16 protein-coding genes, 2 tRNA genes and 1 riboswitch are annotated in these 15389 nt (G+C 46.1%); of the genes, 8 read left to right on the top strand and 10 right to left on the bottom strand.

Annotated elements, in window-relative coordinates:
* Nucleotides 1–130 precede the first annotated feature (130 nt).
* The 4 genes from OWN49_RS16270 to OWN49_RS16285 all read right to left on the bottom strand — a co-directional run bounded on the left by OWN49_RS16270 (nucleotide 131) and on the right by OWN49_RS16285 (nucleotide 3443).
* A tRNA-Gly gene (locus OWN49_RS16270) sits at nucleotides 131–204 on the bottom strand.
* 8 nt (nucleotides 205–212) lie between these two features.
* Nucleotides 213–289, bottom strand: a tRNA-Arg gene (locus OWN49_RS16275).
* 303 nt (nucleotides 290–592) lie between these two features.
* A complete protein-coding gene (locus OWN49_RS16280) occupies nucleotides 593–2011 on the bottom strand; it encodes a sugar porter family MFS transporter (RefSeq protein ID WP_172614489.1) in 1419 nt (472 codons plus the stop codon).
* A gap of 430 nt (nucleotides 2012–2441) precedes the next feature.
* A complete protein-coding gene (locus OWN49_RS16285) occupies nucleotides 2442–3443 on the bottom strand; it encodes an NADPH:quinone oxidoreductase family protein (protein ID WP_176283138.1) in 1002 nt (333 codons plus the stop codon).
* A gap of 127 nt (nucleotides 3444–3570) precedes the next feature.
* Between OWN49_RS16285 and OWN49_RS16290 the strand changes: the two genes are divergently transcribed.
* From OWN49_RS16290 to OWN49_RS16315, 6 genes are all read left to right on the top strand, one after another.
* Nucleotides 3571–4032: an SRPBCC family protein gene (locus OWN49_RS16290; RefSeq protein ID WP_176283137.1), complete on the top strand. Its 462-nt coding sequence runs from the start codon at nucleotides 3571–3573 to the stop codon at nucleotides 4030–4032.
* 111 nt (nucleotides 4033–4143) lie between these two features.
* Nucleotides 4144–4998, top strand: coding sequence for a manganese catalase family protein (locus OWN49_RS16295; protein WP_040238461.1), 855 nt, complete (start codon nucleotides 4144–4146; stop codon nucleotides 4996–4998).
* Between the two features lie 237 nt (nucleotides 4999–5235).
* A complete protein-coding gene (locus OWN49_RS16300) occupies nucleotides 5236–6798 on the top strand; it encodes an APC family permease (protein ID WP_007409293.1) in 1563 nt (520 codons plus the stop codon).
* Nucleotides 6799–6914: 116 nt separating this feature from the next.
* Nucleotides 6915–7496, top strand: coding sequence for a TetR family transcriptional regulator (locus OWN49_RS16305; RefSeq protein WP_014304461.1), 582 nt, complete (start codon nucleotides 6915–6917; stop codon nucleotides 7494–7496).
* Nucleotides 7497–7568: 72 nt separating this feature from the next.
* On the top strand, nucleotides 7569–7898 hold the full coding sequence (locus tag OWN49_RS16310) for a DMT family transporter (RefSeq protein ID WP_003156023.1): 330 nt from the start codon (nucleotides 7569–7571) through the stop codon (nucleotides 7896–7898).
* Nucleotides 7898–8212 (top strand): DMT family transporter, encoded by a 315-nt coding sequence (locus OWN49_RS16315; protein ID WP_003156024.1) that lies wholly within the window; start codon nucleotides 7898–7900, stop codon nucleotides 8210–8212. The genes OWN49_RS16310 and OWN49_RS16315 overlap by 1 nt, the downstream gene beginning before the upstream one ends.
* Before the next feature lie 59 nt (nucleotides 8213–8271).
* On the opposite strand, the gene OWN49_RS16320 is transcribed toward OWN49_RS16315, so the two are convergent.
* The 3 genes from OWN49_RS16320 to OWN49_RS16330 all read right to left on the bottom strand — a co-directional run bounded on the left by OWN49_RS16320 (nucleotide 8272) and on the right by OWN49_RS16330 (nucleotide 11000).
* Complete coding sequence (locus tag OWN49_RS16320) at nucleotides 8272–9486, bottom strand: CynX/NimT family MFS transporter (RefSeq protein ID WP_015416938.1); 1215 nt, start codon at nucleotides 9484–9486, stop codon at nucleotides 8272–8274.
* Nucleotides 9476–10162, bottom strand: a complete 687-nt coding sequence (locus OWN49_RS16325; protein WP_003156026.1) for a FadR/GntR family transcriptional regulator — start codon at nucleotides 10160–10162, stop codon at nucleotides 9476–9478. Before OWN49_RS16325 ends, OWN49_RS16320 begins: the two co-directional genes overlap by 11 nt.
* 121 nt (nucleotides 10163–10283) lie before the next feature.
* Nucleotides 10284–11000, bottom strand: coding sequence for a GntR family transcriptional regulator (locus tag OWN49_RS16330; RefSeq protein ID WP_007409298.1), 717 nt, complete (start codon nucleotides 10998–11000; stop codon nucleotides 10284–10286).
* Nucleotides 11001–11177: 177 nt separating this feature from the next.
* Nucleotides 11178–11277, top strand: a riboswitch (purine riboswitch).
* A gap of 54 nt (nucleotides 11278–11331) precedes the next feature.
* On the opposite strand from OWN49_RS16330, the gene OWN49_RS16335 reads away from it, so the two are divergent.
* Nucleotides 11332–12492 (top strand): MFS transporter, encoded by a 1161-nt coding sequence (locus OWN49_RS16335; RefSeq protein ID WP_015388619.1) that lies wholly within the window; start codon nucleotides 11332–11334, stop codon nucleotides 12490–12492.
* Nucleotides 12493–12543: 51 nt separating this feature from the next.
* Here OWN49_RS16335 and OWN49_RS16340 read toward each other — a convergent pair whose 3' ends face one another.
* Nucleotides 12544–13110 (bottom strand): YdhK family protein, encoded by a 567-nt coding sequence (locus OWN49_RS16340; RefSeq protein ID WP_077723137.1) that lies wholly within the window; start codon nucleotides 13108–13110, stop codon nucleotides 12544–12546.
* A 196-nt stretch (nucleotides 13111–13306) separates the two neighbouring features.
* Here OWN49_RS16340 and OWN49_RS16345 point away from each other — a divergent pair, with 196 nt between their 5' ends.
* The gene (locus OWN49_RS16345; RefSeq protein WP_003156030.1) at nucleotides 13307–13480 is read left to right on the top strand and encodes a hypothetical protein; all 174 of its coding nucleotides are present in this window, start codon (nucleotides 13307–13309) and stop codon (nucleotides 13478–13480) included.
* A 52-nt stretch (nucleotides 13481–13532) separates the two neighbouring features.
* On the opposite strand, the gene OWN49_RS16350 is transcribed toward OWN49_RS16345, so the two are convergent.
* On the bottom strand, nucleotides 13533–14891 hold the full coding sequence (locus OWN49_RS16350) for a serine hydrolase (protein ID WP_077721876.1): 1359 nt from the start codon (nucleotides 14889–14891) through the stop codon (nucleotides 13533–13535).
* 136 nt (nucleotides 14892–15027) lie between these two features.
* Nucleotides 15028–15297, bottom strand: coding sequence for a hypothetical protein (locus OWN49_RS16355; RefSeq protein ID WP_015416934.1), 270 nt, complete (start codon nucleotides 15295–15297; stop codon nucleotides 15028–15030).
* Nucleotides 15298–15389: the final 92 nt, after the last annotated feature.

Here is a 15389-nt window from a genome sequence, read left to right on the forward strand (position 1 = left end):
AGTAACGTCTGTGTGATCTGCATCGTGCAGACCTTAGTTTGACTGACTACGCACATCGCTGTGCGATTTATTTAAAACTTTGAATTAACAGGTACGTTTTGTCTTGTTTAGTTTTCAAAGATCATTATGATGGAGCGGGTGATGAGAATCGAACTCACGACATCAGCTTGGAAGGCTGAGGTTTTACCACTAAACTACACCCGCATTTGAATTGGCGCGCCCGAGAGGAGTCGAACCCCTAACCTTTTGATCCGTAGTCAAACGCTCTATCCAATTGAGCTACGGGCGCTTATCAGACGACTTAACTATCATACTACCAATCAGTTATGATGTCAAGTGTTTTTTCATTTCTTTTCGAAGTCTTTTTTCTCGACTTCATTTATTATACACGCTTTTGAGAATTTGTAAAGTCTTTTTTCAAAAGATCATTTTCTCATTTGTCGTTATCGCTTAGTTCATCAGCGACGTTTAATAATATACCACGCACTTTAAATTAGGTCAACACTTTTATGAAACTTTTTTTCCCGCTTATTATTCCCTTCTATATAATAAATAAAAAGCAGGATTCCCAGGAACCCCGCGTCTATTCAGATTATCCGCTCACCTCGGCTTCTGCGCTATTACGATCTGTTTTTTCATAGGCACGGAAGTTTTGTTCAAGCTGTTCGAGCGACAGACCTTTCGTTTCCGGAAGGAACCTTTTCACAAATATAACGGACGCTATCCCTAACAGGACAAAAATGAAGAAGGTTGCAGACAATCCGATGTTTGCGAGCAGGATCGGAAAAGTTAAACCAACAATGAAGTTCACGATCCAGAGGCAGAAGACAGTGACCCCCATACCAAGCCCCCGCAATCGCAGCGGGAATATCTCCGACAGCATCAGCCAGGTCACCGGAGAGACAGCCCCCTGCTGAAACGCAAGGAAAGTGACTGTTAATGAAAGAACCACATAAGGAAGAGCAGGCGATCCTTTCAGCACGACAGACAGAACTCCGATCAAAAGCAGCACCGCAGTCGTTCCGATCAGCCCCGTCATAAGCATCGGGCGGCGGCCGACTTTGCCGAGAAGCCATATTCCCACAAAAGTCGCGAGCACTGAAATCACACCGTTAGCGATATTGCCGATTAATGCGGCTTTTGTCTCGAAACCGGCATCTTTTAAAATTTGAGTTCCATAATACATAATTGAATTCACGCCGGTGAGCTGCTGCACTACCGCAATTCCGATCCCGATAAACACAATGCGGCGCACCCACGGAACGGCAAGATCCTTAAAGGTCGCCTGCTCCATCTGAGCTTCCTTATGAAAGGCAGATTCAATCTCAGCGAGCTCAGACTTCGCTTTCTCTTCATTCCTTATTCGCCGGAGAACGTGCAAAGCATCTTCTTTTCTTCCTTTAGAAACCAGCCAGCGCGGACTTTCAGGAACTTTCAGCATACCGAAAAACAAGAATACCGCCGGAAGGGCCGCGATAACGAGCATATAGCGCCAAGCGTGAGAGGTATCACCAAGCACATTGCCGATGATAGCATTACACGTGAAGGCAAGCAGCTGACCCGTTACAATCATCAATTCATTTTGGGTAACCATTCTCCCTCGGCTTTCCGCCGGCGACATTTCAGCCAAATATGCCGGTACGGTTACGGATGCTCCCCCGACGGCAAGCCCCAGCAGAAAACGGGAGATGATCATAACCGATACGTTAGGCGCCAGTGTACATCCAAGCGTCGCTGCAAAGAACAAAACGGCAAGGATAAGGATATTTTTACGTCTGCCGTTATAGTCCGACAATCTCCCTCCGAAAACCGCGCCGATCGCAGCCCCCAAGAGCAGGGAGCTCGCCACCATCCCTTCAGTCAAAGCGGTAAGATTAAGCTGGTCAGCTTCCGCCATAAACGGCAGCGCCCCATTAATCACACCGGTATCGTAGCCGAAAAGAAGCCCCCCGAATGTCGATACTAAAATGATGGTTCTCAAAAATGAATGCTGGCTGCTATTTTTATTCATCTTCAAATCCTCCTAGTTTTTACACAGAGATAATATCGGAATATTCAGTTATCAATATTTACACCTCTAACATCTGCATACAAGTTCTGACCGTCCAAAACAGTTATATAAGAAGAAAATGTTCCGAAAGCGTTATCATTTATAGTGATTATTCGCTCTCCCCCTCTCGTCATATTGTTATTTTATAGTTACTTTGTAGTGAAGTTATAATGATATTATTGGCACTCATGTTATTATCATAATTTTAAAAGCGCTTTCAGTCAATAAATATTTCAGGAAATTTTATAACTCACCTTTATATTACCTATATATAATCAATTTTCGTTTTATATCAATTTATTTCCATAACATACTCAATGAATTACCCCTATTATAATCAATAATTGATTACATATTGAAAACCCCCAACTGCTGATTGGGGGTTTTTGTTTTATTCTTTGTTTATTGTAACAATCGTTCTCCCTCTCGCTTCTCCTTTTAAAAGGGCAGGAAGCGTATCCGGCAGCTCTTCAAGTGTAATTTCCTTTTGAATAAAGGCCTCCAGATCTGCAGGCTTGAAGTCATCAGCTAAACGCTGCCATATTTTCTTTCTTGTCTCCATCGGACAGAATACGGAATCAATTCCCAAGAGACTGACGCCGCGCAATATAAACGGAAAGACTGTAGCCGGGAGTTTCGTTCCCGCTGTCAGTCCGCTCACAGCAACTGATCCGCCGTACTGAATCTGACTGAGAACTGAAGCAAGCGGCTCACCTCCGACCGGATCGACGGCCGCTGCCCATTTTTGTTTTTGCATCGGTTTTAACGTGCCGTTATACACTTCGTCACGGTGAATGACCGTCTTTGCTCCGAGGCTCTTCAAATAGCCGCTTTCTTCTTCTTTTCCCGTACTGGCCTCGACCTCATAACCTAAGGTTGAAAGAATGGAGACGGCAAAGCTTCCGACGCCGCCTGTCGCTCCCGTCACCAGCACCTTCCCTTTTTCAGGAGCGGCATGGTTTTCTTCAAGACGCTGGACGGACAATGCGGCAGTGAAGCCGGCGGTTCCGATCGTCATGGCTTCTTTAAGTGTCAGACCTTCAGGCAGCGGCACGATCCAATCTGCCGGAATGCGGGCCATCCCGCTATAGCCGCCAAAATGGGAAACGCCTATGCCGTAGCTTGTCGCAATGACTTTGTCCCCTTCTTTAAAACGGGCGTCCTCTGAAGAAACGACGATTCCCGCTAAATCAATTCCCGGCACGAAAGGATACGAGGTTACGATCTTGCCGTCAGGAATGGCAGCCAAGCTGTCTTTATAATTCACCCCTGAGTAGCAAACCTTAATCAGCACTTCACCCTCGGGAAGGTCCTGAACCGCCAGCTCCCGTACGCTGACTGAAAACCGGTCTTCATGTTGATCGACTACTAACGCTTTAAATTGATCTGTCATCACTACGTCTCCTTAAAATGAATTGAATGGCTTTGGAAAAGCATAAAATAAGTTTGATTTGTTTTCAAATGTCCTGCCCTGTGTAGTATGATCAAAAGTAAAAACAGCGAAAGAGTGGTTACGCATCATGTCTGATAAACAAAACAAAGATAACAAAAACAACAGCAATCAGCCATTACCGGACATTATTCATACCGCCGTTTTCAAGGCGCCGATACAAGTTGTCTGGGATACGGTCTCTACGGCGGACGGCCTGTCTCTCTGGTTTATGCCGAATGATTTCACACCTCAAGAAGACAGTGAGTTTCAGCTGGAATCTCCGTTCGGTCCGTCTCCGTGCAAGCTGCTGGATATTGAAGCGCCGTACCGCCTTTCTTTTTCATGGGATACGGAAGGCTGGATCGTTTCTTTTGTCTTAAAGGAAACGGAAAGCGGGGATACGGAATTCACTCTCATTCACGGCGGATGGAAAGAGCCGGAAGCCGTCATCAATAAAGTCAATCGGAAAAGCTCCGAGATTCACAGTACGATGGATCAAGGATGGAACGGGCTTGTCAACACGAAACTTCGCGGGGCGGTTGAGGCTTAACACAAAAGGACGGACACGCTTTCCGTCCTTTTTTTGATGCCGATACATAAAAACTGAATTTGCAAAGACACTAACAGAAGAACCGAAAACTTCTTTCAGGGGGCGCTGTTTATGTATTATTACAAAGAAGAGCTGATCAATATCATTAAACCGGACAAGCCGGACCCGGCCGCGGCCAAGGTGCTTCAGGAAATTTTAGGCGGGCATTACGGGGAAATGCGGACGATGATGCAATACTTTTTCCAAAGCTCTAATTTCAGAGGAAAAGAAAAACAGTTCCGTGACCTGCTTCGCGGTGTATTTTTAGAAGAGATCGCACACGTTGAGCTCGTCCAGCATACGATTAATGCGCTGCTCGATGAAAGCGGCGCTGAGGGCGCCGGAAATCAGGCAGCAGATCAGGCGCCGCTTGACGAAGCAGTTAAACACGCCAATCCGCACCATTTTATCATCGGGGCGCAAAGTTCTCTTCCTGTAGACGCCGGCGGCAATCCATGGAACGGGTCTTGGGTATACAACCACGGGAATCTGATTTCCGATCTATTGGACAATGTCGTGCTGGAATCAACCGGCGTGCTGCAAAAGACGCGCATTTATGAAATGAGTTCAAATCAGACGTTCAGAGAAACACTCGGTTTTCTGATCGTCCGTGACAACGCCCATCAAAATGCATTTACAAAAGCGCTGGAAACACTGGGTGTCGAATGGGGCAAATTATTTCCCGTGCCGAATTATGATATTGAAAAATACCCGGAATGCCGGAAATTCGTTGAAATGGGTTATCATAATACCCAATTTAATTTCAGACTGGATCCGACACGGATCGGAGAAATTCTGCAGGGAACGACGCCGAGCCGAAACGGCGGCGAATTAAGTGTGTCCGAGCCTCCTAAAGGTTTCCCCGTCCCGGAACTTCCCGAGCTTCCGAATGAGCACAGCCCCGGACTGAAAGATATGAACTTGTAACAAAAAACGCCTGTTTCGGGCGTTTTTTGTTTTTCTGAATATGAGGTTTGAATGTGTTCAAAACGGGGAATATAAGCCGGGAGATCTTGCCATACGGCCGTTATTTTGATGTGAGCACATTTCTGTACATACTTCGTTTCGAAAGTTGTCCTAATTTTCCAGCCGGCCGGCTGGGTATGTTTGAATGATAATGGGAATTATGTAAAGAGAACAATGTCTTTTTTAAGGAGGCAGCGAATGTCTAAGCAAGGAAACTTCCAGAAAACTATGTCACTTTTTGATCTTATTTTAATCGGCATGGGAGCCATATTCGGTTCGGCATGGCTGTTTGCCGTCAGTAACGTCGCCTCTAAAGCGGGCCCGTCAGGCGTTTTTTCCTGGCTGATCGGCGGGGGAATCATCTTATTGATCGGCTTAGTTTATGCGGAACTGGGCGCCGCGCTGCCGCGGACCGGGGGAATTATCCGGTATCCCGTATATTCACACGGACACCTGGTCGGATATTTAATTTCCTTTGTCACCATTGTGGCATACACGAGTCTTATTTCAATAGAAGTCACGGCAGTCCGCCAATACGTAGCGTATTGGTTTCCCGGTTTGACCGTAAAAGGCTCTGATTCGCCGACAATTGCCGGATGGATATTGCAATTTGCGCTGCTTTGCCTGTTCTTCCTCCTCAATTACTGGAGTGTCAAAACCTTTGCGAAAGCAAACTTCATTATTTCGATTTTTAAATATGTCGTACCGATTACGGTAATTGTTGTACTGATTTTTCATTTTCACCCGGGCAATATGACCGTTCACGGATTCGCGCCTTTTGGTTTCACCGGAATTCAGGCCGCGATTTCCACAGGCGGCGTCATGTTTGCATACCTTGGGCTGCATCCGATTGTGGCTGTCGCGAGTGAAGTGCAGAATCCGAAGCGGAACATTCCGATTGCATTGATTGTTTGTATTATCGTTTCTACTATTATTTACACCGTGCTGCAGCTCACTTTTATCGGGGCGATCCCGGCGGATACCCTGAAGCACGGATGGCCGGCTATCGGGACTGAATTCTCCCTTCCGTTCAAAGATATCGCCGTTTTGCTCGGTTTGGGGTGGCTGGCGACATTGGTTATTTTAGATGCGATTTTATCACCGGGCGGTAACGGAAATATCTTTATGAATACGACTTCACGTCTCGTCTATGCCTGGGCCAGAAACGGAACATTATTCAGCATTTTTTCTAAAGTCAATAAAGAAACCGGGACACCGCGCGCCTCCCTTTGGCTTTCGTTCGGTCTGGCTGTTTTTTGGACGCTTCCGTTCCCTTCTTGGAACGCTCTTGTCAACGTATGCTCCGTCGCATTGATTCTGTCTTATGCGATTGCGCCGATTTCTTCTGCGGCGCTGAGAGTCAACGCGAAGAACATTAACAGACCGTTTTATTTAAAAGGGATGAGCATCATCGGGCCGCTGTCGTTTATTTTTACCTCTTATATTGTATATTGGTCCGGATGGCGCACCGTATCCTGGCTTCTCGGTTCTCAAATTGTCATGTTTCTGATCTATCTCTGTTTCAGTAAATATGCTCCCAAAGATGATGTCAGCATACGCCAGCAGCTGAAATCAGCATGGTGGATCGTCGGCTTTTATGTCATGATGCTGATTTTCTCCTATCTCGGCTCGTTCGGCCACGGATTGGGCATTATCAGCAATCCGCTTGACCTGATTCTGATCGCCATCGGTTCGCTCGGTATTTATTACTGGGCAAAATATACAGGTCTGCCGAAGGCTATGATCGACAGTGATAAATGACGAATGCCGGAAAGAAGTATGGTCTTCTTTCCGGTATTTTTATGTTAAGGGGTGACAAAAAAGCGAATATGCGATAAAATGAATGACAGTCATTCATAAAAGGAGGAACCCCTCTATTGGCAAAACAAAGCTCGGGAAAATACGAAAAGATCCTGCAAGCCGCGATTGAAGTCATTTCTGAAAAAGGATTAGACAAAGCATCCATTTCAGAAATCGTCAAAAAAGCCGGAACGGCCCAAGGTACGTTTTATTTATATTTTTCTTCTAAAAACGCACTGATATCCGCGATTGCAGAAAACCTGCTCGACACTACGCTGGACAGAATAAAAGGGAAAACGGACGGTTCTGAAGATTTTTGGACGTTGCTGGACATTTTGGTAGATGAGACATTTCACATCACCCGGCTTCATAAAGATATTATCGTCCTCTGTTATTCCGGTCTTGCCATCGATCATTCAATGGAGAAATGGGAAGCCATTTATCAGCCTTATTATTCCTGGCTGGAAGGCGTGATCAATACGGCCATTGAACAGGGTGAGGTCATCAGCGGCATTCATGTCAGATGGACGGCCAGAACGATTATCAACGTTGTCGAGAACGCGGCTGAACGGTTTTATATCGGCTGTGAACAGGATGTCGATCTCGAAGTATATAAAAAAGAAATATTCAGCTTTCTCAAAAGAAGCTTGCAGAAATGATTGGCGGAGACCGATCATTTTTGACCGCCGTAAAAATGACTGACATTCATTCATAACTGAGGTGACTGTATCATGTATTGGCTGCTTGTATTGATAGCCGGACTGTTAGAAGTAGTTTGGGCGTCCGCCCTGAAGCATGCGGACTCGCTCTTTGATTGGATTGGTATTTTCCTTTTGATTGCCGTCAGCTTTCTGATGCTGATCCGCTCTTATAAAAAAATTCCGATGGCTGCCGCATATACCGTTTTTGTCGGAATAGGCACCGTCGGCACATATGTAACGGGCGTCATTTTAGGCGAATCGTTTTCAATCGGGCAAATATTCTTTTTGGCTTTGCTGTTGTCCGGCATTTTAGGAATGAAGGTATTTACGAAAGAAACTGAAACAAGGGGTGAACATTAATGGCATGGCTGCTGTTATTTATTGCCGGAGCGGAGGAAGTTGTAGCGGCCGTTGCCATGAAACATATTGACGGTTTTAAAAAAAAGTGGCCGCTGATTGTCATGGTAACAGGCTTTATGCTTTCATTCTTTTGCCTTTCCGGAGCGATGCAGGTTCTTCCCACAGGTGTCGCGTATGCGGCTTGGACCGGCATGGGAAGCATCGGCGTTTCGGCCGTGGGCATACTTTGGTTTAAAGAAAAATTCAATCTGTCACAATTGGTGTCTCTGGGGCTTATCCTCATCGGTGTCATCGGCTTAAAACTGACAGCGTGACGGCCTGAGACAGCTTTTTAAACAAAAAACAAAGGACCCTAAACGGGCCCTTTGTTTTTTTATGCTGTTTTGATCTGTTCCGCTTTTCCCGCTCCGACTCCGAAAATGAAAATCAGAACGGAGACTGCGATCAGCATGAATAACGGAACCGTCCAGCCGTGCGTGATGTCATGCAGCAAACCGAATACAAGCGGTCCGAACGCGGCAAGCAGGTATCCGAATGACTGGGCCATGCCGGAAAGCGCCGCGGCTTCATGAACATGCCGGGTCCGCAGGCTGAAGAACATCATCGCCAGACTGAACGCACAGCCTCCCGCAATTCCGATCAAAATGACCCATAGCGGAGTGAGAGCCGGGCTTCCGAAAAGAACGCCGGCAATGCCGATAAGGAAAAATAAAGCCGTCAGTCCGGCGAGTGCGCGCTGATTTTTCATTTTAGCGGCAGCGATCGGCACGATAAAAGTAATAGGCAGGACTGAGAATTGCATTAATGAAAGCATCCATCCCGCCTTACTTGAGCTGAGTCCATTCTGCTGAAGAATTTCCGGCAGCCAGGCGATGACGGTGTAAAAAATAAGGGATTGCAGCCCCATGAACATCGTCACCTTCCAAGCCAGCGGAGACCGCATCAGACTGTTTTTCTTCTCTCCGTTTGTCCCAGTCGTGCGGACGGGCAGTTCACGTCCTCGCATTTGCGGAATCCACATGACGAACGCAATAAAAGAAAGGATAGCCCAGCAGCCGAGCGCGCCTTTCCAGCCTAACCCCGCTGAAGAGGCGATCGGCACGCTGATGCCGGATGCAATCGCACCGCACAGATTCATAGAAACCGAGTAGACGCCGGTCATGATGCCTAAATTTCCGGGAAACTTATGTTTAATGAGACTCGGCAGCAGGACATTGCATACGGCGATCGACAATCCCAACAGGATCGTTCCGAAAAAGAGAGTGCCGATTCCGGCGATGGAGCGCAGCAGAGTTCCGGCTGTCAGGACAATTAATGATGACAGTAAGACAATCTCGGTCCCGAAGCGCCGGGACAATAAAGGAACAAACGGCGACAGACATGCAAAGGCCAAAAGCGGCACTGTCGTAATGGTGCCGGCAGCCGCATTGGTCATGCCGAGGCTGTCCCGAATTGAGGAAACGAGCGGCCCGACCGATGTCAAAGGCGCTCTGAGGTTGGCCCCTATCAATATGACTCCGATGACCAGCAATATCAGTTTTTTACGATGACTTGCTTGCAGAATTTGATGTTCGTCTTCAATTTTCATGTTCATCCTCCATGTGTATTGTATCTTTAAATACTGTGATGTATTGGTTGACGGCCTCCATGGCCTGATCCGGTTTCTGTCCGATAATCGCGGCGGCAAGCTGGGTGTGGATCCGGATAGCAGGGGTGATTTCCAACAGGTTATGGACTGACGCACAAAGCGCCTCCGTCATATGCTCGTATAGATCAGAAAGCATGTTGTTATGGGCCGCCTGTACAATTGTTTTGTGCAGCTTAATGTCGGCTTCGGCATACCGTTTTCGATCTTCATTTTGCAAGGCCGCTTCACATTCATCCAAGCATGCCTTCAGTGCTTTCAGGTCTTCGTCATTACGCCTTTCCGCCGCCAATCGTGCAGCTTCTCTTTCGAGTGCGTATCTGACTTCTAATGTTTCAAGCAAATTTGATTTTTTAATATGGCGGTAAAATGCCGCGCCGAGAACACTGGATGAGCTGACATACGTACCGCTCCCCTGCCTTGTCTGCAGCAGGCCGGCATGTACGAGCGCCCGAATGGCCTCACGCAACGTGTTTCGGCTCACATCAAATTGCTTCATTAAATCCAGCTCAGGGGGAATGCGCGTCCCGACCGGCCATTTATCCGATTGAATTAACGATTCAATTTGCGCCACCACTTGTTCTACGAGCGACAGTCTGCTTGTTTTGGATATCTCCATCAAAACACCTCTGAAATTTGTAGGATGATTCTATCATTGGGTAATATAACATAAAAGAAGCGACGATGTAAATCAGCGGCAACAAAAAAAGAGTGAGTTTTTCTCTCACTCTTCGGCGCTTTTATGAACGTTTTATATTGACTGAGGTCACGACAAACTTGTCATGACGGTGGCGGGAAAATGAATATTCAAAGGGAGTGCCGTTGTCCAAAAAGCCTACATGCTCGACTTCAAGTATCGGGTCATCCGGCCGGCAGCCGAGATATTGCTGATCCATGTCATCCGACTTGCACGCTCTGATTTTTCTGTGTGAGCCCGCGATTTTGAGCTGCAGTTCCCGCGTAATATGATCGTAGATGGAATGGTTGAGCACCTCGTCATTAATGCCGGGTATAAGGCTCGCCGGCATGTATGTTTTTTCAAGAACGTACGGTTCGCCTTCAACAATTCTGAGCCTCACTACATAATAGACGGGAGTCTTTTCATCGATGGCCAAATGTGCGGCGACATCTTGAGACGGAAACTGCACTTCAAACCGGATGACCTTGCTCTTGATATTTTTGCCTTTTAACAAATTGCTCAAGCCGAGAATTTCGTTGCTGACTACGTGAACGTGCTCATCCTGCATGGCTGATTGGATGATAAATGTGCCGTGCCCTCTTTTTCTGAAAAGCATCCCTTCAGCCGCAAGTGTATCAAGCGCCCGCTTCATCGTCATCCGGCTGCACCCGAACTCCGCAGCGAGCGTCTTTTCATCCGGGATCGGCTGATCTATGTCATATACACTGCTTTTAATCCTCTTTCTCATTTCGTTGGCGATTTTTTCGTACTTATTCATCGGTTTCCTCCGGCTGTATAATGTTTGATCTGTATAGACTCCTTACGGTTATCATAAATTTTTTTCCCTGCTTCATCAATGACGTTACAGCCGCCGATATTGAAATTGAAAGGATTTCCTCGAATTTTCTATGGAATCTCCCTCACTATTATGGTAGAATTTTTTGCAGAAACGGACACAGCCGAATATTGCATACATTGTATAACCTCAATGATATGGTTTGAGGGTGTCTACCAGGAACCGTAAAATCCTGATTACAAAAATTGTCCCGTACACTTTTTGTAATCAGGATTTTTTATTTTCTAAAAAATAAAAAAAGGAGTATCTGTACATGAATTTCAAAGTATTTCTGCTTGCAGCATCTACCATCGCAGTCGGATTGGTTGAATTAATTGTGGGCGGTATTCTTCCGCAAATCGCTTCCGACTTAGATATATCCATCGTCAGCGCGGGGCAGCTGATCAGCGTGTTTGCGCTCGGTTACGCGGTATCCGGCCCGCTGCTTTTGGCAGTGACGGCAAAGGCTGAACGAAAGCGGCTTTATTTAATCGCACTGTTTATTTTCTTCCTAAGTAATCTGGTCGCTTATTTCAGTCCCAATTTCGCCGTTCTTATGGTGTCACGGGTGCTCGCTTCCATGAGCACAGGGCTGATTGTCGTCCTTTCTTTAACGATTGCTCCTAAAATCGTGGCGCCTGAATACAGAGCGCGGGCGATCGGCATCATTTTCATGGGGTTCAGCTCCGCAATCGCTTTAGGCGTGCCTGTCGGCATTATCATCAGCAATGCCTTCGGTTGGCGTGTTCTGTTCTTGGGAATCGGCGTATTATCTCTCATTTCCATGCTGATTATCAGCGTCTTTTTTGAAAAAATACCTGCTGAAAAAATGATTCCGTTTCGTGAGCAGATCAAGACGATCGGGACCGCCAAAATTGCCAGCGCACACCTTGTCACCTTGTTTACATTGGCGGGGCATTACACACTCTATGCCTACTTTGCGCCTTTTTTGGAAAGAACGCTTCATTTGAGTTCCGTTTGGGTCAGTGTATGCTACTTTTTGTTCGGTCTGTCAGCGGTATGCGGCGGCCCGTTCGGAGGCTGGCTGTATGACCGTTTAGGAGCATTTAAAAGCATCATGCTTGTGACCGTTTCTTTCGCTCTGATCCTGTTTATTCTTCCGCTGACAACGGTTTCTTTAATCATTTTCCTGCCTGCGATGGTGATCTGGGGATTGCTCAGCTGGAGCCTTGCGCCGGCGCAGCAAAGCTATTTAATCAAAATTGCGCCTGAGTCTTCCGATATTCAGCAAAGCTTCAACACGTCCGCTTTGCAGATCGGCATCGCGCTCGGGTCAGCCATCGGCGGCGGCGTGATCGGACAAACCGGTTCTGTCACAGCAACAGCCTGGTGCGGCGGTTTGATTGTCATTATCGCTGTCGCTTTAGCTGTATTCTCTTTAACGAGACCTGCCTTGAAAAGAAAATCCGCATAAATGTGAGACCGCAAAAAAGCCAAAGGAGTTCCTTCGGCTTTGGCGGTCTTTTTATTTTGCGGCAGCAAGCTCGTCTTCTGTCACCCATTTATGATTGGTTACTTTTTGGCCGCCGTCAGTCGGTGTATAGTCGACCATATAAACGGTTGTCTTTTTGGCTGAATCAATAACGGCTTCGGCACCCTTCATGCCTTTCATATGGGATGCCTCGATCACGGCCTTGTCACCCGGTTTTAACGTTTGATCACCGGTGCCCTTCAGCTCTTCCTGAATGACCCATTTGTGATCTTCGACGCGCTTTCCTCCCGTTTCCGGAGTGTAAGATACACTGTAAACCGTTGTATCATAAGCACCTTTTACGGTTCCTTGCGCATTTTTCATGCCTTTCATATGAGAAGCTAAAATCATGACGTCACTGCCGACTTTATAAGTCGGATTTTCGGCCTTCTTTAAACCTTTCGGCACCTCGGATGAACCTGAGTGATTCATGTCTTCGTGAGAGTGCGTTTCTTTGTCTTTCGCTTTTTCGCTTCCTCCTGAAGATTGGCTGTTGCATCCGGCAAGCGCCAGAACGGGGATCAGGAGAAACATGCTGAATAAAAATAGTCTCGCTTTCATTTCAAGAACTCCTTTGCCTTTTTGATTTTTCATTTTCCCTTTCGTTTCTTCGGTAAAACAAAAAGATGGCCTGTCATTTCTCCTAATTCTTCAACTCTCTCTTTATTGCCTTTTATCAGGTGAAATTGTTCACAAAATGTACACATTAATAGAGATGCAGTATAATTCAATTATCAGATAATAGGGGGAACTCATCATGAAAACGAAGGTTTTTGCGGTGGTATTGGGCGCTGTTTTAATGATTGCGGGGTTGGTTTTGGCAGAAGTTTCGCTTTATATGGAATACATCACAATGGTCGGAGCTATGATTTTTTCTTCTATATTTATGTCAGAGCCGAAAAGAAAATTTCGCGTCATCAAAGGGGTTTGACTTCTCTATTACCGCCGTCTTCTCAGGACGGCGGTTTTGTTTTGCATGTCACTCAGTCTATCCGCAAAGCCGTTTCTTCTGTGCCGTCCTGATATAAAACGAAATGCGGGGCTGTTTGTGCTTTATCACCTGCAAATTCAATTTCAAGCGGCAGCGCCCTGACAAAATAACGGGTTTCCGTCATTGGGAATAATTCGAATGGTGTCTGCCCGTCTATTGTAAGATACAATCGGTTTTCTTTTACCGTCACCGATGCATGTGTGTCATCCTGAAATGAGTAATTGCCGGTAAATCTGCTGTAAATCGCAGGATCGATATCTGCTTTTTTCTGATCCGCCGGACGTTTCGGAATCACGTATGGCTGATCAAATAAGATGTTTACGGCCGCGGCAATCACAGCTTGTTCAAATTGATACGATTGTTCCATATTGCTGAGATAAATCAGTGTTTTGTTCTGGTCAATATACCGGATCATCAGAGTTGAATAGCCCGGCCAGCCTCCGTCGTGACTGATAACCTTCCCTTTTTGGCGGCTGTTTTGAATCATCCAGCCAAATCCGTATCCGAATTGCTCTTCTTCATTCCAATAGCCCGGCGTAAACGCTTGATCTTTAGACTCTTTGCCGATGATTTCTTCCGTATAAAGAGCCTGATCAAACAGATATAAATCTCTAATAGTGGAGTTAACGGTTCCGTCACCTTGAATCCCGTCAAGAAAGACGACATAATCGGTTTCCTCAAGTTCATCCGGCAGCACATATTCTCCGGAATGAACATCATACACATAGCCATATGCATAGTTCGGAATGTTTTCTTTACTCAGCCTTCTGTTATAAATCCGCGTATCGTGCATACGAAGCGGATGAAATACGGCTTGTTTCATAAATTCAGCAAAACTCATGCCTGATACAATTTCTATAATAACCGCTAACACCGCATACCCCGTATTACTGTAAAGCCAATCCTTGCCCGGCGGGAAATAAGCATCCGGTTTATGCTGCTTAAGCATATCGATCACATCTTGATTAACGGCAATTCTGTCCCGGTCCCAATGTGTTAAAAATAACTCCATATAGTCCGGCAATCCTGACGTATGATGGAGTAGTTGCCGAATGGTAATGCCCGGATAAGGAAAATCAGGAAGCCACCGCTCTATCATATCGTCATAACGCAGCTTCCCTTGCTGCTCTAAAATGATAACGCCTAAAGCTGTAAACGGCTTCGATACTGAGGCCAATTCAAAGACCGATTGGTCATTCAGCATCCTCTTTGTTTTCAGTTCTGCAGCGCCGAATGAACCCTGATATAAGATGCGGCCGTTTTCCGCTGCCAATACAGCTCCGTTTATTTCATGTCTTCCGTCTAAAGTGCTGAAAAGCTGTTCAAAAGCTTGTTTTTTCTTATCGTTCATTTCACGAACCTCCATATACAAGCTGATTTACTCTTTTATACGAACAGCCGCTTTAGAAGTTTCAATATTTTTCCTTACTGGAACACCAGTCAGTAAACTGCCGTTCAGGCAGCCGCGGGGGTTTGATGAAGGTCTTTTATTCGCACCATACTGTGCAGGCTTCGAACTCAACATGCTTCTCGTCTTTTTTTGCACCGGCAATTTCCATAGTCGAAAACATCGCACAGACGACGGCTTTGTATTCGTTCATGACGGTTTGAATTTCAATCAGAAACCGTTCGGATGAAGCCGCGTATTCCGTTACGTATTCTTTCATTTTGCCGATAATATCATCTGCCTGACGGATGAAGCCGGCCGCCTCCAAGTCACTCTCAAACTGGTTTTTGTTGATCATATGAATATGCATTTTTCAAGGCCCCTTTCAGCAGCGTTTTGTGGTTATATCCACTGTAAAGGACAGGCTTGGATAAACTTTTAATAAAATATGAACAAAATATG

Source organism: Bacillus sp. NEAU-242-2 (assembly GCF_027853835.1).
GTDB classification, from domain to species: Bacteria; Bacillota; Bacilli; order Bacillales; family Bacillaceae; genus Bacillus; species Bacillus velezensis.